This window comes from Ignicoccus sp. (assembly GCF_056435145.1).
Window position 1 is genome coordinate 66069 of record NZ_JBWNMZ010000005.1, and the last position, 18826, is coordinate 84894.

Here is an 18826-nt window from a genome sequence, read left to right on the forward strand (position 1 = left end):
ATGAGGGTCGTTTGGAGTGATAAGTTTACGAGGCACTTCTTCGCGCCTCCCACAGTAGTCCGCGAGTGGATTGCTAGGATGAAGAAATTTAAAGAGGTGATGACTGGTAAGGCAGAGTTCGTGCCTCCTCAAGAGGCCTCCTTAGAGGAGTTTAAGCTAGTACACTGTGAAAGCTTGATAGAAAAGATAAGAGAGCTCGACTTCATCGGCGGCGTCATAGATTACGGAGATACCTACATATACCCAGGCTCCGTCTCGACGCTCGTAGACGTCTTGGGAGGAGTCTTCATGGCAGCGAAGCTAGCAGAAGAACAAGGCTTTGGATACACGCCCTACGGTGGTTTGCACCACGCCGGTAAGTGCAGAGCGGCCGGCTTCTGTCCAGCTAACGACGTCGCCGCGTTGGCCGAAGCCTTGTCTAGAAAAGGTTACCGAGTAGCTTACTTGGACTTCGACGTCCACCACGGGGACGGTACCCAAGAGATCTTCTACGAGAGGCACGACGTACTTACTTTGAGCATACACATGTACTACCCTGGCTTCTATCCCGGAACGGGGTGGTACACGGAGCTGGGCTCTGGGGAGGGTAGGGGCTTTTCCCTCAATATACCCTTGCCCCCAAACGCGGGCGACGAGGCGTACGCAATGGCCATAGACCTAATAGTCAAGAGAGCTATAGAAAACTTCGAACCTGACTTCGTAGTGGCCCAGATGGGTGTCGACGGCTACTGGAAGGACCCCTTGGGCGGTGCCCTAAATCTGACCACTAACGCGTACTACAAGGTAGGCGAGTTGTTGAGGAGGCTGGGCGTTCCCGTCGCTGGTGCTGGGGGAGGAGGCTACGGGGAAGGGGCGGTTATTCCCATGCTGACCGAATTAGGGTTTAAGGTAATAGAAGAAGAATCCACGCCCTCTCCGTCAGAGGCCGTAGAAAGGATAGAGCAAGTCTTAGGATATTTCGAAAAGAACGTTGATTGGTTCTAAACCTCACGGCCCTAGAGCGACCTCGGGGTGCGAGGCGGTGGAGATGGTCGACTTTGACACCTTCAGTCGAATTGATTTAAGAGTTGGCAAGGTGATCGAGGCAGAGGACGTGCCCGAGTCGAGGAAGCTGGTAAAGCTGGTAGTAGACTTGGGACCCTTGGGGAAGAAGCAAATACTCAGTGGGATAAAGAAGTGGTACAGGCCGGAAGAGCTGGTCGGGCGCTACGTAGTAGTGGTAGCCAACTTAGAACCCAAGAAGATGGCAGGTTCTATATCAGAAGGTATGATACTAATGGCACAAGAGGACGAACGGGCCAAGCCCGTCTTCGTCGTTCCTAACGAGCCCGTGAAGCCCGGAACGAAGGTGTTCTAAAATGTACGCTTGGTTCCCCTCAAACCAAAAATATATAAAGTTTATGTACGGGCTCACGGCACTCTTGATCTCGTGGGTTGTGCTAACAGTAGCCTTTGGAATAAGGTACTTGATATTTGGATTCTGGTACCTCTTGATCTGGGTAGCCTTAGCCGTGGCGACGGGTTTCATCTTTCACGAACTCGCACACAAGGAGACCGCCAAGAGGATGGGGTGTCGGGCGGAATACGTCCTGTGGCCTACAGGGTTGGCAATAGCGTTGTTCTTAGCGTTGATAAGTAAGGGATCCTTCGTCTTCGCTGCCCCAGGGGCCGTAACCTTCGCTTGCGCTTACCGCAGTAGGAAGGCCGAGGGCGTGATAGCGGCGGCGGGACCAATCGCCAACATAGCTGTAGCGTTGGCGTCGCAAGCGCTGTTCTACCTAACCGGGAGCTGGGGCTTGCTGATAATCTCTAACGTTAACTGGTTCCTAGCGTCATTTAACTTGCTGCCGCTGGATCCGCTCGACGGAGCAAAAGTTATGAGATACGACCTAGTCTTGTGGCTATTACTGTTCACGCTTTCCGTACTTTTTACCTTCGTGTATTAGTGATGAAAAATTTATTTTGCCCTAACGTAGGAAGCCCCGAAGGTTTATGATAAAGGAAAGGACGCTGAAGGTAGTGGCGATATTAGGGGCTATAGGCGTAGTCCTACCGCTAATTATTTTAACAGTACCCTTGTTCGCTATGAGCTTTGATTTCATCGCCAAGCACATATTGGAGCTCCTAACCTCGATGGAGTGGTCACCCTACGACAACAAGTTCGGTGGCTTACAGTTCATCTTAGGCACGCTCTGGGTGACCTTCTGGTCGACTTTACTGGCTACCCCGCTGGCAGTCGCATTGGCAGTTTTCGTAACAGAGTTAGTGCCCCGAAGGACGAGGACATTTTTCGGAACTCTAATAGATCTGATAGCGGCCGTGCCCAGCGTAATATACGGTTATTGGGGGCTCCTCATCTTCGGTCCACTCTTGGCGAACACGGTTTACCCGGCGCTGGCCGGACTGTCGAGAGTTCCGGTATTGGGTATATTGTTCTCCACAAGTGCGATAAGCCCTCAGTGTTTCATAACGGCCATATTGATCTTATCGCTAATGATAACTCCTTACGCCTCCGCGATAATTAGGAACTCGTACGAGATGGTACCAAATGAACTCGTAGAGGCCGTCTACGCGCTCGGGGGCACTAAGTGGGATGTGATAAGAATAAACTTGAGTTACATAAAATCCTCAATCCTGGCCGGAGTGATAATAGCTGCGGGCCGTTCCATGGGAGAAACCATGGCCGTTACAATGTTAATAGGAAACTCCATAGAGCCTTTCAAGCCTTGTTTGCTGTGTAGGGGATCGACGATAACGTCTCTGGTGGTCAACGAGTTCGAGGAAGCAATGATGAACCCTAACCACATCAAGGCGTTAACTGCTCTCGTTCTAATCCTGATCTTTCTCGGAAGTGTAGTACTTGCCTTGGGCAGAAAGCTGGGAAGAGCTCTCACGGAGGCTGAGATAATTGCGTAGGGGAGTTCTCTGGATAGCATTGATATATTTAATTAGCTTAAGCGCGTTAGCCGTCTTGCTCTGGATACTCGGCTCGATAGCGGTAAACGGAGCTAAAGTTATAGCGAAGTACGGCGTAGGCATACTCCTAAAGGACATCCCGCCCCCAATTTTCCTCTTTGGAAAGATAGAGGTCGGCATCGCGCCGGCAATAGTTGGGACACTGATTGTCGTTGGGATGGCTTTACTCATCTCCTTCCCATTAGGCTTTTTGGCTGGAGTAGTGATATCCGAGTTCGGAAACACCCGGTTGGGAAGGCTAGTGGAGAACTTGGCCTCAACGCTGGTTGAGGTGCCCACCATAACTGCAGGGGTCGCCGTCTATTGGACGGTCGTTGTGCCCACGGGTTCCTTCTCCGCGACAGCCGGTGCCTTAGCTCTGTCACTTATCATGATACCCTACATAGCGTTGTACACTGCGGAGAGCTACCGGAAGGTGCCCAAGCTGATAAAAGAGGGAGGGCTCGCGTTGGGCCTCAAGTACACTACCGTACTGTTTAAGTTAACCAGAGGGCTGGTATTGCCGGGAGTTGTTTCGGGCGTGCTCCTAGCAGTTGCAAAGGGGGCAGGAGAAGCGGCCCCGCTGCTCTTCACTGCGGGCTGGAACGAAAAGGTCGTCGTCGACCCCTTCCAACCGGTCTCCACGCTCAGCGTCCTCATATACAAGTTCGGCTTCAGCTCACAAGAGCTGTGGCTGGAGATGAGCTGGGCCGCGTCCTTCGTTCTAGTGTTCCTTATAGTTCTTCCTTTAATAGTATTGAGTAAGTTAATGGTGAAGAGACATGAGTTCTGAGATAATGGTAAAAATAGAGAACTTGAGAGTATCCATAAATGATAGGGTAGTTTTACGAAACATAAACTTAGAGGTCCCGAAGAACACCATATTCGCCATAATGGGGCCTTCGGGATCAGGAAAAAGCACCCTATTGAGGGCAATAAACAAGCTGTGGGACCTGTACCCGCAAGTGAAGGTAGTCGGGAAGATATACATCAACGGAGTAGACACGGACGAGATGCCGCCCCACGAGCTTAGAAAGATCGTAGGGATGGTATTTCAAAGGCCCAACCCGTTTCCCCATATGAGTATATTCGACAACGTCGCCATAGGACTGAGGCTCCACAAACTCGTCAAGAGCAAGAAAGAGCTGAGAGAGCGCGTAGAGTGGGCATTGAAGAAAGCGTACTTATGGGACGAAGTGAAAGACGAACTGAAGAAGAAGGCTCACGCGCTTTCCGGAGGACAGCAACAGAGGCTGTGCATAGCTAGGGCTATAGCGCTAAAACCAAAAGTCCTACTCATGGACGAGCCCACGTCCGCACTGGACGTAGTCTCTACGAAGAGGATAGAAGAAAATATCGTGGAGTTAAAGAAGGACTTCACAATAATAATAGTTACTCACAACCCTCAACAAGCCGCGAGGATAAGTGACTACGTTGCGTTCATCTACAACGGCGAGCTAGTGGAGGTCGGACCGACGTCAGAAATATTCACTAGACCCAAGAACCCGTTGACAGAAAAGTACGTGTTGGGGAAGGTATAATGGTTTCGTGGAGCGAGCTTCCCCTTCACGGAGGCAAGGTCCCTCCTCATCTCCTAGTTAGGATGAAGGGCCTAGCTAAGGCCATAGTTGAAATTATGATAGAGGAGTGGGGTCCCGAAGAGCTCGTGTACAGACTATCAGATCCCTTCTGGTTTCAGGCGCTTAACAACGTAATAGGCATGGATTGGGACTCCTCTGGCTCCACTACAGTAGTCTTGGGAGTACTTAAGGAAATAAGCTGGAAGGAGGATTACGGCTTTTTGGTCCTAGGCGGTAAAGGCAAGAACATGTTAAAGGTGAAGGATGAAGCCGAGTTGGCAGCCAAGCGGTTGAACGTCGACCCCGACGCGTTGAAGAGAGCCTCCAAAGCCTCTGCGAGGCTGGACTCGGCCTTGTTACAAGATGGCTATGAACTCTACATCCACTCCTTGGTGGTCAGCGAGCGTTCGTGGACAGTAGTCCAACAAGGGATGAACGAGGAGCTCGCGTTGGCCAGAAGGTACCAGCTGAGCCACCTCAACGCCCCTTGGGAGGACCCTCACTCGGCCGTGGCGGGGAGGAAGAGAGAAGCGCTAGACTTAACCTCGAAGGATTCTATAGAAGTTATAGATATATCATTAGATTTGATTAAAGAGGGGCCTAGGAAGGTGTTATCAATGCTAAAGTCTGCGAGGGCAGCGCTTAAGGGACAGAGGACCCTAAGGGGGGAGAGGCTAAGAGCGCCTCAAGTGAAGTTCTACTACCCTGTCAGGCCGAGCCCCCAGCTGGAGAGAGCTTTAACAAACCTCTACGAGTTTCGTCCCAAGAGGAGGGAAGAGTTACTCGTAGCTCCGGGAGCCGGGCCTAAGGTCATGAGAGCCCTAGCGCTAATAAGCCACCTCGTATACGGCGCGAAGCCCTCGTTTGAGGACCCCGTATCAATTCCATTGGATCCTTTCTTGTATTCCTATACAGTAGGCGGAAAAGACGGAGTTCCCTACCCTTACGACGTCAAGACTGCTGACAAAGTAATCGAGACGCTAGAGGAGATAATAATGAAGGCTAAAATGGGTGAGAAGGAGAAGCTCAAAGCCTTGAGGAGGTTGGGACGTACAGTGGAAAAACTTCACGTGAGGGGGGCGTGAAGCCTCTCGCCCTCCTTCTTCCTCCACTTATCCAAGAGCAAGAAGACACACAAGCTTCCACACATGTTGCAGCTCTTTATTGAAGTAGGACCGTACTGGTTCCTTATTTCTCTCGCCTTGTCTGGATCTAGGGAGAGCCTTATCATGCATTCCCAGTCCAGCTTCCCCCTGCACCTCCCCATCTCTATGTCCACCTTCATCGCCCTGTCAGGATACTTCACTATGTCGGCAGCGTGAGCCGCTATCTTGAAGGCTATCACGCCTTCCCTGACTTGCTCTGGGTTGGGCAAGTTCAAGTGCTCCGCCGGAGTAACGTAACACAAGAAGTCGGCTCCTTGAGCAGCGGCTATAGCCCCTCCGATCGCGCCAGCGATGTGGTCGTAGCCAGCGGCTATGTCTGTTACTAGGGGACCGAGGATGTAGTAGGGAGCTCCTTCGGTCAGCCTCTTTGCTAACTTAACGTCTGCCACAACGCGGTCCAACGGCACGTGGCCGGGTCCCTCTAACATGACTTGCACCCCCGCCTCTCGGGCCCTCTTAACCAGCTTGGCGTTCACCATAAGTTCGCTCAAGTGGTACTCGTCGTGGGCGTCCTCCAACGCGCCGGGCCTCAAGCTATCGCCTAGACTGATGACTGCGTCATACTCCTTGAACATGTCCAAGATGTAGTCGAAGTTGGTGAGGAGCGGGTTCTCTTTTCCGTATTCGAGCATCCAAGCGGCGATTATGGATCCTCCTCTGCTCACTATAGGCTCAGCCCGATCGCTCTTGACGGCCTTTGCCGCGAGCTCCCTCGTGAGAGCGGCGTGCAGCGTCATGAAGTCTACTCCGTCCTTAAGGTGTTTCTCTATCGTATTTAGTATGTCATCCTCAGTCATGTAGAGTCCCGCTCCCTTACGCGTGGCCACGTCCATGAAGGCTTGATATATGGGCACTGTGCCTAGAGGGAGGGGCTCCGCCGCCTCCATTATCTTCCTCCTTATGACGTCCAAGTTTCCTCCGGTAGAGAGGTCCATTATTGTGTCGGCTCCATACTTTTTAGCTATCTTTGCTTTCTCAATCTCCATGTTTATGTCTATTAAAGTATTGCTGGTGCCTATGTTGGCATTAACCTTAGTCAGCATACCTTCTCCGACGCTTACGACTTTTAGTTTGTCAGCCCTCTTGATGTTTCTGAGAAGCACTATTCGGCCCGCCGCCAGCCCTCTCCTAACGAATTCCGGGTCCACGCCCTCGACTTCAGCAATCTTCCTCATCTCTTCAGTAATCCTCCCGTTACGGGCATCTTCGTATATAGTCATGATGTCGGACCTTTAGGGCGCACGCATCGTTGGGTATTAAGCATTAGGGCTAGGACTTTGTAAACGCTGAACAAAAAACGTGTTCAGTCAAGTATCCTGACGACCTCTCCCAGTATTTCGGCCTTTCCTCCCCTTGGTTTGACCAAGGGGGTTCCACACATGAGGCACGTAGCCGGATAGGTGGCGTGGCTAAACACTATTTGTTCGTTATGACAAGTAGGGCATCTAACCTTCAAGAACTTAGACCTCGGTTCAGGTGTCAGTATCTTGTAGAGTTTCCTCTTGCGCGGCACCTCTCGCCCCCGGGGCGCTCTCGGGCTACAGTTATAATGGTTTAACCGGACGACTGACCGACGGGAAATGTTGTACGAACTCCTTTCTAGGTCCTGCGTTGGTTGTGACTTGTGTGCCTCGCGCTGCCCCTGGTACCCAGTCTTTAAGCCTTCTCAGAGGAACCGGGGACTTCGGAAAGCTGTTGAGAGTTGTACGATGTGTGGTAACTGCATCTTAGGGTGTCCCTTAAAAGTACCAACCCATAAGGCCGTTTACGAAAGAAAGGCTAAGGGAATGATACCCAAAGACTTGGAAGCCATAAGAGATGAGGTAAAGGAAAGGGGCTCCACTTTCGGAGTCGAGATGGACTGGAACAATTTGAAGGAGTATCCATTAGACGAAAGGGCTGAGTGGCTCCTCCTCCCCGGGGGCTTCGACTCCTTGCCGACATCGCGGAACGACTTCGTCGCACTCCTCTGGACACTAAGGGAGCTCGGAACGGACTTCACGCTTTCAAGGGAGGTCCCAGAGGGTTTTGGCAACTTTTACTTCGATTATGCTGAACCTCAGTATTTCAAGAGGAAAGTGGTTAGTATAATAAAAGTGGCGAAAATGTTGGGAGTAAAGGGTCTCTTGCTCAGCGAGTGTGGGGCCGACTACAAGGTTTGGCCTAGGGTAGCGAACTACCTAAAGGTCAAACACGACCTAAAGGTTGAAATTGCAATAAATATCATTTCGAATAAGCTGAGGTCAAGGCACGTAGTTAGGAAGCTCCCTTGGAAAACTTCCTACCACGACCCATGCGGGCTCTCGCGATACAACTTTCTGACCGAACCCCCTAGGAAGCTGCTAAAGACTATCAGCGAGAACTACGAGGAGAGGGGCCCAGGGGGGAGGGACCAGATCTGCTGCGGAGGGGGCGGGGGCGTGTCGTTCTCCGAAACTTGGAAGAGGAGGGCAGTGGAGGTGGTGGGGCACAAGAAAGTTCGGCAATTCAGGGGAATTGAGGTGGTGACCACTGCGTGTGCCAAGTGTAAGTCCATGTTGTTGTCCTATTCTTTGCTGCTCGGAGGGGGCTTCCGAGTGCACAGATTAGGGTATTTGGTGGCCTGGTCGATGGGAATGCCCTTGCCCCCTCCGTAATATTGTTATCTTATTAGAACGTCCTCCCGGTAACCCTACGATCCCCTAACCTCTCCGTGGGGAGTGTCCAGTGGGGATGAGAGCTAAGATAGTGAAAGCCTTAAGGAAGATCAACCGCACCCGGAGGAGGCTAGAGGCTTACTTACACAAAGCTAAGGCGAGGGAGAGAGAGCTTATGGAGAAGGTGGTGGAAGCCCAGAAGAACGGCGATGAGCTCAGAGCCAAGGTTTACGCCAACGAGGTCGCTAAGCTGAGGAAGTTCATGGAAGTTGTAACTGTGTTCGAAGCCAGGTTGGAACAAGCGGAGCTATGGTTGCAGAGCGTGCTGATGTTCGGTGACGCGGGCGCATCGTTAAAACCTGTAATGGATGAGATAAAGACCATAGTCGGCCCACTGAAGGCCCTCCTGCCGGAGATAGAAGAAGAGATGAACGACTTGATAGAGACCATGGACGAGTTGGCTGAGGAAGAGCTGATAGGAGGTACTTACGTGGACGTCTTCTTGGACGGCGAGGCAGAGAAGATAATGAAGGAAGCCCAACTAATAGCGCAGAAGAGGTTCGAAGAGGGCTTGGTCGTAGCGTCCGGGGAAGGTTCTAAAGCATAAACTCCTTTACCCGCTCGGGTGACTCCCCTCGAAAAACAGTTATTCCCGTAAGAGGGAACTGTTTTTAGATTGTACCCTCATCCTCCACCCTTCAAACGTCCGCTGGCTGACCGGCTTTGACGCCGGTATAGTCTTAATGGGGAAGGACGATGATTACCTGATAGTTCCCGAGCTAGAGTACGAGAGGGCCTTAGAGGTCGTAGGTTGGTTGAACGTAGTGAAGGGACCCCGGGGAGCCCTCTGGAAGAAGGCTCTCGAACTCTGCGAGGGACCCTTCTTCGCCGACCTCTCATACCTCAGCTTCAAGACTGCAATTACCTTGATGACTGAGCTAGGAGTGGGCGACGTGTCTAAGATTGTTAAGAAGGCCAGAATGGTTAAGGACGATGAAGAGCTCTCGAGAATAAAGAATGCTTTGAGAGTTTCAGAGAAGGCATTTCTCGAGACTTGGAAGGAGTTAGAAGAGGGCACGACGGAACTCGCCGCGGCGGGATCCCTAGAAGCTCACATGAGGGAGTTTGGGGCACAAGAGTTCGCCTTCCCTACAATAGTTGCCTTCGGACCTAACTCATCCAAGCCCCACGCCGTCCCCGGCGATGGCCGGTTCAGCCTAGACAGCGTAGCGCTCTTCGACTTCGGGGCGGTCTACGGGGGCTTTAGGAGCGATATAACCAGAACATACGTGCCGGACAAAGAACCCTACACGTCTTGGTACCACGCGGTGTTAGAAGCAATCAACGCAGCGCTTAAGGTCTTGCAGCCCGGAGTGAAGGGCAAGGTCGTAGACTCGGCCGCCCGAGAGGTGCTAGCGGACTACGGCTTCGGGGGAGCATTCGTCCACGGCCTTGGCCACGGGGTCGGAGCGGACATCCACGAGCCGCCCTTCTTGTCACCCTCATCCGAGGAAGTCGTGCCGAGGGGCGCAGTGGTCACGGTGGAGCCCGGAGTTTACTTCAAGGGGTTAGGCGGGGTTCGGGTAGAGCAACTAGTTTACGTGGATTATAACCCTGTAGTGCTAAACTCCACACCGGTGATGTGGTGGTAAGGGCCGGAGGGCCTGCCAAGGAGGTAGTGGAGGCAGTAAAGCGCTGCTTGTCAGAACTGGAAAGAATAGATAATAACTTAAAGAAAAGTGATATAGACTTAAATGAGGTCAAGGAGAGGATAGAGGAGATCAGACCCTTCGTGAGCGCCGTCTCCGCGAAGTGGATACCGGAGATACTTTATGCCCTAATGCTTAAGAATGAAATGAGTTTTAACGAGCTCAAGAACGCTCTGGGAATATCCTCTCGCGTGCTTTCGGACAAGCTGAAAGGGCTTCAAGAGTTAGGCTTGATCGAGAAAGTGGAAGTTGGGGGTAAGAGGAGCGCGTACGTACTAACGGAGAAGGGCAAGAAGGTGGTTTACGCGTTGACGCCGTTCTTAATAGCAGTTTATATTAATAAAGAGTAAATCCTCTCTCTGAGCTTAGCTATGTTGTCCCACGAGGTTTGACGAGCGAAGCTCTGAAGCCTTCCCCAGGCGTCCGGAAGCTTGGGAGCCCTCATGACAAACGCCAGAGCGGTCTCGTCGCCCGGCCTGAAGCTCAGCTCCGGCGCCCTCTCCCAACACTCCACGAGCCTCTGGACCCTGGAACACAACGTGTAACCCCCGGTGGCTATGGCCGTGTGGAAAGCCCCTGAGATCCCGAAGTCGTCGGACAAGTCCTCGTAGGGCAGCAAGACGAAGTCTGAAGATTTTATAAGGGTTCCTAAGAGTTCGTCGTCCAAGAAGCCCTTAACGCGAACCGCCCCGAGCTCTTCAGCTTTCTCTACAAGTTCCTCGTCTTCCTCAGAGAGGGGTTTGCCGGCCAACAGCAAGGTTCCCTTCCCCACCAACTCGTACGCCCTCACCGCGACCTCCAGTCCCTTGTCCTTCCTTAACAAACCGTAGAGCAAGTAAATTGGTCTCTCGTAGCCCAGATCCCTCTTCTCGCCGGGTAACGGAGCGCTGCCGTGGGGAACGATGAAAGTCTTCTTCAGTTTGCCTAACATCCTGTACAATGTGTTTTCCATCATGAAGTGGTGTACTATTATAGCATCGCTAGTTTTTATCAATTCCTCGTGTAACCTCCTCCACCAACGGTCTGAGGAGAATCGAACTGTGTGGAGGGTGACGACGACTGAACCGTAAGCCTTAGCGTTCCTCAACAACCAGATGCCTCTAGAGTCTAACGGTATCACTGGCCACAAGCCGTACTCGAGTTGAAACTCTATAACGTCGAAGGGACCCTCCCTCTCTAACGCATCCAAGATCTGGTAATGGAACCTCTCCCCTCCGCGGGTCCACGTCCTCAAAACCTTTGGGTTGGTGCCCTCCTCCCGCGGAGCATCTGCGTACTCTGTAGCAATCACGACCACCTCGTGACCCCTTTTCGCCAATGCGTGGGCTAGGTCGCGGGCGTATATTCCAATACCGCACGGCATTGGAGGGTAAGAGCTTACTACAGCTATTCTCAACGTTCATCTCCTAAAAGACCTTAGGAGCACTTCTCCTAAAACAACCACACCGTCGCCTATCTCTGCCCCCACGGCCTCGGCCAAAGGCCTACACTTAGCCGCGTAAGCCAGCACCGCATGCTCGGAAGGCTTGTAGTCTACGTAAGCGTCCGCGTTGAGTAAACCCTTGGCGAAGACGAGGTCCGAGTCTCTCCTAAGCCTCTTAGCGTCCTCACAAGGATCGAAGATCGTGCAGTCCCCGGGCAAGGAGTCGAGCCGACCATCCCAGCCCAAGAGTTGGGCGACCTCCGCCAGCTCAGGATAAGTGACGTCTATTTCGTAATCCTCCTCTCGAGCTACCAGTGTCACGTCCCAACCCATGTACTTGAAGTACTTAGCTACCATTATATCGTATGGCAACTCTGGAAGGTTGTCCACCGCATAGATCAACGTTCCAGCAGGGTTAAGGAGCACTTCAACGCCTTCGGTCACTAAGTTCCCGTATTTCACCTTCCCGAGTCTGTACTCCCCGCCGACCGCTGTGTCGTACAAGTTGCCCAAAGTAGCCATCCGGAGCGCCTCTTCGAAGGTTTGAGGTACCCTGAGCTCCTTCGAGAGGGCCTCATCCAAGAGCTTCCTCTTCTCGAGGGCGTATACGTTGCCCACGATAGATTTTAAGGCTTTCCATGAGAAACGGAAAGCCTTGCTCTTGGGAAGCTGCATAGAACCGACTGTGGCGCTCAAAATGAATTGAAGCTCCTTGTCCGTGGCGCCACCCTTAAAGGCGTCATAGATGCGAGCATCTAACAAGCAGCGGACGCATTCCTCCCGCCATTTCATCAAATCTGGGCTCCAGGACGGGGAAGGCCGAGAAACTAAAAAAGCCTCAGAATTCGCTTCCAAACTTACTGCCGGAGCTCTCTCCCTCCTCTTCCTCTTCGCCCTCTTCCTTCTTGCCCTTCTTGCTCTCCTTCGGAGGAGCAGCTGCTATTACGTCGTCGATCTTCAGCAGCGCGTTGGCCGCCTCAGTGGCGCTCTTGAGTACTTGCTCCCTCACCCTTGCTGGTTCTACTACTCCAAGCTTGGTCATGTCTTCCTCTATCTTACCCTCGATCACGTTCACGCCGGCCCAGAGCTTACCTTCCCTGTGGAGCTTCCTCAACTCCATGAGTGTCTCGAGAGTGTCCATGCCTGCTGTGTCAGCCAGCACGACCGGTATTTCCTCGAGAGCTTCGGCGTAGGCCTCTATGGCGAGCTGTTCCTTACCGCCGACGGTAGAAGCGAACTTCCTCAAGCGCTCGGCCAGCTCTACCTCTACCGCCCCTCCACCGCCTATTATCATAGGCTTCATGAATATGTTCCTCAGTACGTGAAGGGCGTCGGTTATGTTCCTCTCGGCCTCATCGAGTGCCATGTCGCTGGCGCCCCTCAGCAATATGGTAACAGCCCTCGGGTTCTTGGCACCCTCTATGAAGACCATCTTGTCCTTACCGACTCTCCTCTCTTCCACGAGCTCGGCCTCGCCCAGTACGTCGGGACTGACGTCTTTTATGCTGGTCACCACCCTAGCCCCAGTGGCCTTGGCCACCTTCTCTATGTCGCTCCTCTTCACCCTCCTGACGGCCATTATCCCCCTCTTCGCTAGGAAGTGGGCAGCCACGTCATCAATGCCCTTCTGAGTTATTACCACGTTGGCGCCCGCCTCGGCAATCTTGTCTACCATCTCCTTGAGTATCTTGGTCTGCTCCTCCAAGAATGCCTCTATCTGCCTAGGATCAGTTATGTTTATCTTGGCCGTTATGTCGGGCTTCTCGACCTCTAGCGGCGCATCGAGTACCAATATCTTTGCGTTCTCTACTCTCTTCGGCATGCCGGGGTGCACGACCTCCTTATCGAGCACTATGCCCTTTACCAACTGGCTGTCGAGTAAGCTCCCACCCTTCTTCTTCTCTATCTTTATGTCATCAAGACTCATCCTCAGGGTACCGTCTGGCTGTTCGACGGCCACAGTGTAAGCTGCCTCGATTATCATGTCGAGTAGCTTGTTCCTTATCTCTTCAGCTTCTTGGCCTACGAATTTGCTGCTGAGGGTCGTGTACACCAGCTTCTTCATGTATTCCTTGTCCTTGGGGTTTATCTTAATTGCTATGTTGCTGAGCTCCTCTAGGGCCTTCTCCATAGCCTTCTTGTAACCTTCTATGATTATGCTTGGATGTATGTTCTGGTCTAGCAAGGGTTCGGCTTTCTCTAGCAAGCTGCCCGCAAGCACTACCACGCTGGTGGTACCGTCGCCCACCTCGGCGTCTTGGGCCTTAGCAGTCTCCACGATCAACTTGGCCGCTGGGTGCTGGACGTCCATCTCCTTAAGTATAGTCACACCGTCGTTAGTTACGGTTATATCTCCGAAGGCGTCCACAATCATCTTGTCCATTCCTCTGGGACCCAAGCTGGTCTTCAATGCCTCCGCAATTATCCTCGCAGCCAAGATGTTGCTCCTTAGAGCCTCTCTGCCGTAGGTCCTAGTGGCGCCTTCCTTGAGTATCAGAACGGGCACACCGGTTGCCATCGCGCTCACCCACCGTGGGGTGTGGTGGGACCGGTTCTATATAAGTTTTTCCCCACGTTCGAATAAGTGCATCAAACTGAAAGCTGAGGGACTTAGATCGAGCGTCCATATACTATAAATGCTATCATTAAGGTATTCGTTTTACCTTCGCATAACTCACTTTAAGTTGACCGACACAATGCTTGCATGGTGGCTCCCGTGCTAGGCGAAAACCCCTTAATTATTCCAAAAGATAGAAAGCTCAAGAAAGTAGAAGTAGCTCAAGCCCTCCGTTGGGGCATCATAGCTGAGTTGGACGCGATAAACTTTTACGAACAACTGGCTGAAGCGATAGAGGACGATCGTGTAAAGAAAGTATTCTTAAACATAGCGCGAGAAGAGAAGGAACACGTGGGCGAGTTCCTCGCGCTCTTGCTCGAATACGACGAAGAACTAAAGGAAATGATCGTCAAAGGTTACAAAGAGGTAGAGGAGGAAGTAGGCATAGTACCTAAGAGCCTCCCGTAGATGGGTAAAACCCATTAAGGTTGTGTCTATCCTCCACGCGGGCCTAAGCGTTGAAGACCAAATCTAGCGCGAGGTACTTATTAATGTCGGTCTCTCTACTGGCACTCTTCGCGGTAGTGGGCTTCTACGCAGGGGCTAGCAGTTCCTATACTGACGTCTCTGAACTGGTGAAGTCTAAGCCGGGGACGTACCTGGTGAGAGGCGATGTAGTAAAATGGACTGTAACTCCTGACAGACAGCTCCTAGTCTTGTACCTTCGAGGAAAAGACGGCACCACTATAGAGGCCGACGTTCCCGTTAGCTACATAGAAAAGAAATACGGCCCCCTAAGCCAAGTCGTCATAACTAACGGCGAGATGGTCGTCAAGGGCTACTGGGACGGAAAAGTATTGCAAGTAGAAGAGATCTTGAAAGGCTGTCACAGCGCCTACGGACAACCCGCAGTCAACTCCTAAACGTCTCCTACACATCCCTCTGGGGCTGCAGTTTGTTCATCACGTTGATCGCAAAGGATATTAAGGAAGAAATGAGGAGAAAGCACGAACTAGCGGCGCTCTTCTCTTTAACTGCTGCCCTGGCACTGCCAACATCCTATGCCATATCCGGCCCAGGGTCGGTTCGTCCCCAAGATGCCCCTTTTTTAGTGGTGTTAGCTCAGCAAGCCGTCAGCTTAATCATAACTACTGTCTTGGGTTTCGTGTTAGTACTAAGGGAGGCCGAGAGGGGGACCATATACGCGATGAAGCTAGCTCCAATACCCCCAGAGGTAACCGTTGCTTCTAAGATAACGTCCCTCTTCTTGTTCTTAGTACCTTTTAATCTAGTCTTCGCTCTCTTGACCAGTTTCTTTTCCTCTGAGGCGTTCTTATCTCAGGGATACTTAATATACGTGTTCAGCTTAAGTCTGTACATGGCGTCTTTGGGGGCGTTAGTTTCATTTATGATAATATACACGGACGCCGGAACTCTGCTGTCTTCCGTAGCACTAGCCGCCCTCTCAGCCCCATTCCTGTTCTCGACCCTTCCACAGGCAGTGGACGCCCTTAAAGGGGCGCCAGGAGCCCCCTTCTTGATGTCCTCAGTAACTTTTGCTTTTGTGAGCACAGTGCTCGGAAAGTTCTTAATAGAAATTTAGCTCCGGGTGGCGCCCCCGGCGGGATTTGAACCCGCGACCACGGGCTCCGAAGGCCCGCGCTCTTCCTGGCTGAGCTACGGGGGCCGGGCGCCTAGAGGCGGCCCAACTAAATAGCTTCTCACATACGCCTCGCGGCGGGCAAGGCTCTTGATAAAGTTCGTGATAGATACCAGCGCAGTTACTGACCCTAGGCTGAGGCAAGTGTTCGATGTCAACGAGCTGTGGGAAGTTATGGAAAAATACTTAGAATTGATGGCATTAGCAAAACTTAAGTTGGGATTTTCGTTCTATACGACCCCGAGCGTTATGAAAGAAATCAAAGGATTCTTAGAAAGATCTATGTGTCCCTCAGAAATAATAAGCAAACTTGGTGTTTGGATACTAGTAAAGGACGTCAGTCAAACAGAAGTTAAGATACCGGCAAGGGTCTTCTTAGAGTACGTAGCCGAAGTGAAGAGGAGGCTTGACAAGGGCCTCAGGGTAGCAGAGGAAAGTACCAGAAAGGCTATGGAAGGTGGGGAGATAGGCGAACACATCCGTAACTTGAGGGAGAAATACAGAGAAGCCACGCGCAAGGGACTTTTGGACTCGGTGGCGGACTTAGAGGCCGTGATACTGGCGCTAGAGCTCGGAGCAGTTTTGGTTACCAACGATGAGGGGCTATGTAAGCTGGCGTCCAAACTCGGGGTCAGCTGCATTGACCCCTTAACGTTTGTCAAAACAATTGAGGAGTACCTAAACTTAATTAGGAGGCACGGCTAGCCCTCTCCCACGACTATCTCGCCGTCGAGCTTGACCACCTTGATATTTAATCTCTTCATCAGCTTCCCTATCTCTCCCAACAAGGCCGCGACCATCTCCGGGTCCTCCGCGCCCTCAGCCTCCACCGGGAGACCGTCGAAGGACTTCACCCTCATCCGACGCTCCCAGTTTTCGGTTAGGCTCCCTCGGAGCTTTCTTCCGACTTGTTCTGTATTATCCTTTTAATTACTCTCTCAAGCCCCTCAAACGTGGCCTCCGGCGCCGTCGCGAAGTTTACCCCTAACTCTTTCAAAGGCTTCGCGGCCTCTGGACCTATTACGGCTATCTTTAGTTTCCTAAGTTCGTCGAGGGTAGAGTACTTCTTAAAAGACTCTATTAACGTCCGAGCTACCTCGGCGCTGCTCACCACGACTGCGTCAACCTCTTTAGCGACCTCCACTATCTTGGGAGATGGTTTCCTCAAAGTCTTATAAATAACAACTTCTATTAATTTGTCCCCGAGTTCGTTCTTCAACGTTTTCGAAGCCTTATCGGACCTCAGTGCTACTACCTTGTTATAACGTCTCAAGAGCTTTGCCAGAGCTTCGGAGTGATATTCCTCCGGCACTATAGGCTCCAACCCCTTAGCCTTAAGCTCGGCTGCCGTCTTGGGACCTATTGCGACTACGTCTTTCTCCTTAAGGAGTTCTAGGGCTTCCTCTCCAAGCTTTTCAAACACGATCTTTACACCGGTCTTTGATGTGAAGACTACCGCTTCTCCCTCTCTTATGGCCTCCTTAATGCGCTCGGCGTCGGCGACGTCCACGAGTTCGAGTGCCGGTATGTTGATCACTTCGAACTCCTTGAACGGAGGAGGTCCGTGAGGGCTTAGAGCGAGCACTCTACCACGTCCCTTATCGTGCCCGCCTTGCAAGCCCACTTGACCACCTCTCCAAACACCAGTACCGCCGGCGGCTTTACCTCGTTGCGGAGCATGACTTCTGGCAACCTAGAAGCCCTCGCGACGACCACTTTCTGGGCTTCTGTACACCCGTTGGACACGGCCGCGGCCGGGACATCCCTTGTCTTCAAAACATCTTCAACTATTTCACGTATCTTCGTAACCCCCATCAAAACTATTAAAGTATCCACTACCTTCATCATCTCGCCGTACTGCGGCCTCTTACTGCCTTCTGCCGCCCACCCGGTAGCGACGGCAAAGGTGTTGGCCAAGTTCCTCCTAGTTACCGGAATGCCCGCACAAGCGGGTACTGCCGTTGCTGAGGTGGGGGCCGGGAGCGCTTCGCACTCAACTCCGGCTGCTACCAGAGCTTCGCACTCCTCGTCCCCCCTTCCCAGCACAAAGGGGTCTCCTCCCTTCAACCTCACAACAGTCTTTCCTTCTTTGGCATACTTTATTAGGAGTTCGTTTATCTCTTCTTGACTCAACGCGTGAGCGCCGGGGGCCTTACCGACGTAAACCTTCTCGGCCCTATACGCTGAAGATAGGAGGGACTCGTCTACCAGCTTATCGTACAAGATCACGTCTGCTGACCTAAGGAGGCCGAAGACCGCGGCCGGGGCCAGCCAAGCGCCCCCGGGCCCTGCCCCCACGAGATAAACCTTGCCCTTCAAGAAATGTCCCCTTTAGAGGTGCGGGTTTAGGGGGTATTGACCGCGGCGCGCCCGGCCCCCTCGAGGTCTCTTCTCAGTTCCTTCAACCGAGCTTTAATTGTTCTCTCGGCCTCTTCTAAGGGGACCTCCAAGATCACCTTGCCGAAAACCCTATATGCAGACCTAACCTTACCTTCCCTTATTAGTCTCAGAGCTTCTTCCAACTCAACTACCTCGACCTCGGGGAGAGGGGGGCGCCCCTTAGGGTCAAAAACCTTCAAGGGACCACCTTCACTGACCGCTCTCTTCCCTCACGCGGGGGAGGAGCTCGTTTACCTTCCTGTTCAGTTCTTCTAACTTCCTCAGCAACGTTAATCTAACTTGCTCTAAGGCAGCTATTCTGTTCTCTATGGCCTTTTTGGCCTCGTCGCTAGGAACTTCTAAGCTCAGCCGACCTCCGACGGACGTTATCACGGTGTTGGTGTCTTCTACCTTCGCTTTGATGAAGTTCCCAGCACCTATGGGCACCAACACCACCTTACCCTTGCCCTCCTTGGTCAAGTAATCAAGTACCTCCAAGCTGGCGTAGAGGTCATCTATCACGGTATTTACCGTTTCTATTTGATCCCTTAAGTACTCTATCTGTGCTAGTAAGCTCCTCATCTCGTCTTGCAAGAGTTTTACTTTCTCTTCTGCTTTGCCCTTGGTCTCTCCTACATTAGTTTGGACCTTCTCCTCCGCCACACTTCCACCGAGCGAGCAGCTGTGTGAAAAGTATATAAGTTGGGGTGACGAGGAAAGATTCGCTTAATCTTTTTTCTATTATATGAGAAATATATATT

25 protein-coding genes and 1 tRNA gene are annotated in these 18826 nt (G+C 52.2%); 15 read left to right on the forward strand and 11 right to left on the reverse strand.

Going from position 1 to position 18826, the window contains the following annotated elements; genetic code table 11:
- The 7 genes from AC1HCZ_RS01920 to AC1HCZ_RS01950 are packed head-to-tail and all read left to right on the forward strand — an operon-like array spanning position 1 to position 5620.
- Positions 1-984 (forward strand): histone deacetylase family protein, encoded by a 984-nt coding sequence (locus AC1HCZ_RS01920; RefSeq protein ID WP_479461856.1) that lies wholly within the window; start codon positions 1-3, stop codon positions 982-984.
- A gap of 37 nt (positions 985-1021) precedes the next feature.
- Positions 1022-1357 carry a methionine--tRNA ligase subunit beta gene (gene metG, locus AC1HCZ_RS01925; protein ID WP_479461857.1) on the forward strand — a complete coding sequence of 112 codons (336 nt, stop codon included), beginning with the start codon at positions 1022-1024 and terminating at the stop codon, positions 1355-1357.
- Between the two features lies 1 nt (position 1358).
- Positions 1359-1946, forward strand: a complete 588-nt coding sequence (locus AC1HCZ_RS01930; protein WP_479461858.1) for a site-2 protease family protein — start codon at positions 1359-1361, stop codon at positions 1944-1946.
- A gap of 46 nt (positions 1947-1992) precedes the next feature.
- The gene (pstC, locus tag AC1HCZ_RS01935) at positions 1993-2916 is read left to right on the forward strand and encodes a phosphate ABC transporter permease subunit PstC (RefSeq protein WP_479461859.1); all 924 of its coding nucleotides are present in this window, start codon (positions 1993-1995) and stop codon (positions 2914-2916) included.
- Positions 2909-3748: a PstA family ABC transporter permease gene (locus AC1HCZ_RS01940; RefSeq protein WP_479461860.1), complete on the forward strand. Its 840-nt coding sequence runs from the start codon at positions 2909-2911 to the stop codon at positions 3746-3748. The genes pstC and AC1HCZ_RS01940 overlap by 8 nt, the downstream gene beginning before the upstream one ends.
- Entirely contained in the window at positions 3738-4496 is a 759-nt protein-coding gene (gene pstB, locus AC1HCZ_RS01945; RefSeq protein ID WP_479461861.1) for a phosphate ABC transporter ATP-binding protein PstB, read from the forward strand. The genes AC1HCZ_RS01940 and pstB overlap by 11 nt, the downstream gene beginning before the upstream one ends.
- Positions 4496-5620, forward strand: coding sequence for a DUF763 domain-containing protein (locus AC1HCZ_RS01950; protein WP_479461862.1), 1125 nt, complete (start codon positions 4496-4498; stop codon positions 5618-5620). Before pstB ends, AC1HCZ_RS01950 begins: the two co-directional genes overlap by 1 nt.
- Here the strand turns inward: AC1HCZ_RS01950 and thiC are convergent.
- Both thiC and AC1HCZ_RS01960 read right to left on the reverse strand, forming a co-directional pair.
- A complete protein-coding gene (thiC, locus tag AC1HCZ_RS01955) occupies positions 5602-6921 on the reverse strand; it encodes a phosphomethylpyrimidine synthase ThiC (protein ID WP_479461863.1) in 1320 nt (439 codons plus the stop codon). The two genes, AC1HCZ_RS01950 and thiC, sit on opposite strands and share 19 nt — an antisense overlap.
- Positions 6922-7004: 83 nt before the next feature.
- Positions 7005-7214 (reverse strand): 30S ribosomal protein S27e, encoded by a 210-nt coding sequence (locus tag AC1HCZ_RS01960; RefSeq protein WP_479461864.1) that lies wholly within the window; start codon positions 7212-7214, stop codon positions 7005-7007.
- Positions 7215-7281: 67 nt separating this feature from the next.
- Here AC1HCZ_RS01960 and AC1HCZ_RS01965 point away from each other — a divergent pair, with 67 nt between their 5' ends.
- The 4 genes from AC1HCZ_RS01965 (at position 7282) to AC1HCZ_RS01980 (ending at position 10396) form a co-directional block, all read left to right on the forward strand.
- Positions 7282-8337, forward strand: coding sequence for a heterodisulfide reductase-related iron-sulfur binding cluster (locus tag AC1HCZ_RS01965; RefSeq protein ID WP_479461865.1), 1056 nt, complete (start codon positions 7282-7284; stop codon positions 8335-8337).
- A gap of 76 nt (positions 8338-8413) precedes the next feature.
- On the forward strand, positions 8414-8944 hold the full coding sequence (locus AC1HCZ_RS01970; protein WP_479461914.1) for a Snf7 family protein: 531 nt from the start codon (positions 8414-8416) through the stop codon (positions 8942-8944).
- Positions 8945-9002: 58 nt separating this feature from the next.
- Complete coding sequence (locus AC1HCZ_RS01975) at positions 9003-9989, forward strand: M24 family metallopeptidase (protein WP_479461915.1); 987 nt, start codon at positions 9003-9005, stop codon at positions 9987-9989.
- On the forward strand, positions 9983-10396 hold the full coding sequence (locus tag AC1HCZ_RS01980; RefSeq protein WP_479461866.1) for a winged helix-turn-helix transcriptional regulator: 414 nt from the start codon (positions 9983-9985) through the stop codon (positions 10394-10396). Before AC1HCZ_RS01975 ends, AC1HCZ_RS01980 begins: the two co-directional genes overlap by 7 nt.
- Here AC1HCZ_RS01980 and AC1HCZ_RS01985 read toward each other — a convergent pair.
- From AC1HCZ_RS01985 to thsA, 3 genes are read right to left on the reverse strand one after another with little or no spacing between them, the layout of a single operon-like run.
- The gene (locus AC1HCZ_RS01985; RefSeq protein WP_479461867.1) at positions 10378-11442 is read right to left on the reverse strand and encodes a glycosyltransferase; all 1065 of its coding nucleotides are present in this window, start codon (positions 11440-11442) and stop codon (positions 10378-10380) included. The two genes, AC1HCZ_RS01980 and AC1HCZ_RS01985, sit on opposite strands and share 19 nt — an antisense overlap.
- A 3-nt stretch (positions 11443-11445) precedes the next feature.
- On the reverse strand, positions 11446-12261 hold the full coding sequence (locus tag AC1HCZ_RS01990; RefSeq protein WP_479461916.1) for an ARMT1-like domain-containing protein: 816 nt from the start codon (positions 12259-12261) through the stop codon (positions 11446-11448).
- Between the two features lie 46 nt (positions 12262-12307).
- A complete protein-coding gene (thsA, locus tag AC1HCZ_RS01995) occupies positions 12308-13987 on the reverse strand; it encodes a thermosome subunit alpha (RefSeq protein ID WP_479461917.1) in 1680 nt (559 codons plus the stop codon).
- Positions 13988-14185: 198 nt separating this feature from the next.
- On the opposite strand from thsA, the gene AC1HCZ_RS02000 reads away from it, so the two are divergent.
- Genes AC1HCZ_RS02000 through AC1HCZ_RS02010 form a run of 3 tightly spaced genes read left to right on the forward strand, consistent with a single transcriptional unit; the run spans position 14186 to position 15629 of the window.
- On the forward strand, positions 14186-14494 hold the full coding sequence (locus AC1HCZ_RS02000) for a ferritin family protein (protein WP_479461918.1): 309 nt from the start codon (positions 14186-14188) through the stop codon (positions 14492-14494).
- Positions 14495-14544: 50 nt separating this feature from the next.
- Complete coding sequence (locus tag AC1HCZ_RS02005) at positions 14545-14949, forward strand: hypothetical protein (RefSeq protein ID WP_479461868.1); 405 nt, start codon at positions 14545-14547, stop codon at positions 14947-14949.
- A 32-nt stretch (positions 14950-14981) separates the two neighbouring features.
- The gene (locus AC1HCZ_RS02010) at positions 14982-15629 is read left to right on the forward strand and encodes a hypothetical protein (RefSeq protein WP_479461869.1); all 648 of its coding nucleotides are present in this window, start codon (positions 14982-14984) and stop codon (positions 15627-15629) included.
- 7 nt (positions 15630-15636) lie between these two features.
- On the opposite strand, the gene AC1HCZ_RS02015 is transcribed toward AC1HCZ_RS02010, so the two are convergent.
- Positions 15637-15713, reverse strand: a tRNA-Arg gene (locus AC1HCZ_RS02015).
- A 63-nt stretch (positions 15714-15776) separates the two neighbouring features.
- Here AC1HCZ_RS02015 and AC1HCZ_RS02020 point away from each other — a divergent pair.
- Entirely contained in the window at positions 15777-16391 is a 615-nt protein-coding gene (locus AC1HCZ_RS02020) for an RNA ligase partner protein (RefSeq protein ID WP_479461870.1), read from the forward strand.
- On the opposite strand, the gene AC1HCZ_RS02025 is transcribed toward AC1HCZ_RS02020, so the two are convergent.
- From AC1HCZ_RS02025 to pfdA, 5 genes are read right to left on the reverse strand one after another with little or no spacing between them, the layout of a single operon-like run.
- Positions 16388-16546, reverse strand: coding sequence for a hypothetical protein (locus AC1HCZ_RS02025; RefSeq protein ID WP_479461871.1), 159 nt, complete (start codon positions 16544-16546; stop codon positions 16388-16390). The two genes, AC1HCZ_RS02020 and AC1HCZ_RS02025, sit on opposite strands and share 4 nt — an antisense overlap.
- Before the next feature lie 20 nt (positions 16547-16566).
- Positions 16567-17271, reverse strand: a complete 705-nt coding sequence (locus AC1HCZ_RS02030; RefSeq protein WP_479461872.1) for a uroporphyrinogen-III synthase — start codon at positions 17269-17271, stop codon at positions 16567-16569.
- The gene (cobA, locus tag AC1HCZ_RS02035; RefSeq protein WP_479461873.1) at positions 17259-18005 is read right to left on the reverse strand and encodes a uroporphyrinogen-III C-methyltransferase; all 747 of its coding nucleotides are present in this window, start codon (positions 18003-18005) and stop codon (positions 17259-17261) included. The genes AC1HCZ_RS02030 and cobA overlap by 13 nt, the downstream gene beginning before the upstream one ends.
- A 26-nt stretch (positions 18006-18031) precedes the next feature.
- Positions 18032-18265 carry a hypothetical protein gene (locus AC1HCZ_RS02040; RefSeq protein WP_479461874.1) on the reverse strand — a complete coding sequence of 78 codons (234 nt, stop codon included), beginning with the start codon at positions 18263-18265 and terminating at the stop codon, positions 18032-18034.
- Between the two features lie 10 nt (positions 18266-18275).
- Entirely contained in the window at positions 18276-18728 is a 453-nt protein-coding gene (pfdA, locus tag AC1HCZ_RS02045; protein WP_479461875.1) for a prefoldin subunit alpha, read from the reverse strand.
- Between the last annotated feature and the right edge of the window lie 98 nt (positions 18729-18826).

What these genes read in the sequence shown, in the direction of transcription:
- AC1HCZ_RS01920 (WP_479461856.1), top strand. Translation starts at nt 1, where the DNA reads ATGAGGGTCGTTTGGAGTGATAAGTTTACGAGGCACTTCTTCGCGCCT.
- AC1HCZ_RS01930 (WP_479461858.1), top strand. Translation starts at nt 1,359, where the DNA reads ATGTACGCTTGGTTCCCCTCAAACCAAAAATATATAAAGTTTATGTAC.
- pstC (WP_479461859.1), top strand. Translation starts at nt 1,993, where the DNA reads ATGATAAAGGAAAGGACGCTGAAGGTAGTGGCGATATTAGGGGCTATA.
- pstB (WP_479461861.1), top strand. Translation starts at nt 3,738, where the DNA reads ATGAGTTCTGAGATAATGGTAAAAATAGAGAACTTGAGAGTATCCATA.
- AC1HCZ_RS01950 (WP_479461862.1), top strand. Translation starts at nt 4,496, where the DNA reads ATGGTTTCGTGGAGCGAGCTTCCCCTTCACGGAGGCAAGGTCCCTCCT.
- thiC (WP_479461863.1), bottom strand. Translation starts at nt 6,921, where the DNA reads ATGACTATATACGAAGATGCCCGTAACGGGAGGATTACTGAAGAGATG.
- AC1HCZ_RS01965 (WP_479461865.1), top strand. Translation starts at nt 7,282, where the DNA reads ATGTTGTACGAACTCCTTTCTAGGTCCTGCGTTGGTTGTGACTTGTGT.
- AC1HCZ_RS01970 (WP_479461914.1), top strand. Translation starts at nt 8,414, where the DNA reads ATGAGAGCTAAGATAGTGAAAGCCTTAAGGAAGATCAACCGCACCCGG.
- AC1HCZ_RS01990 (WP_479461916.1), bottom strand. Translation starts at nt 12,261, where the DNA reads ATGAAATGGCGGGAGGAATGCGTCCGCTGCTTGTTAGATGCTCGCATC.
- thsA (WP_479461917.1), bottom strand. Translation starts at nt 13,987, where the DNA reads ATGGCAACCGGTGTGCCCGTTCTGATACTCAAGGAAGGCGCCACTAGG.
- AC1HCZ_RS02025 (WP_479461871.1), bottom strand. Translation starts at nt 16,546, where the DNA reads ATGAGGGTGAAGTCCTTCGACGGTCTCCCGGTGGAGGCTGAGGGCGCG.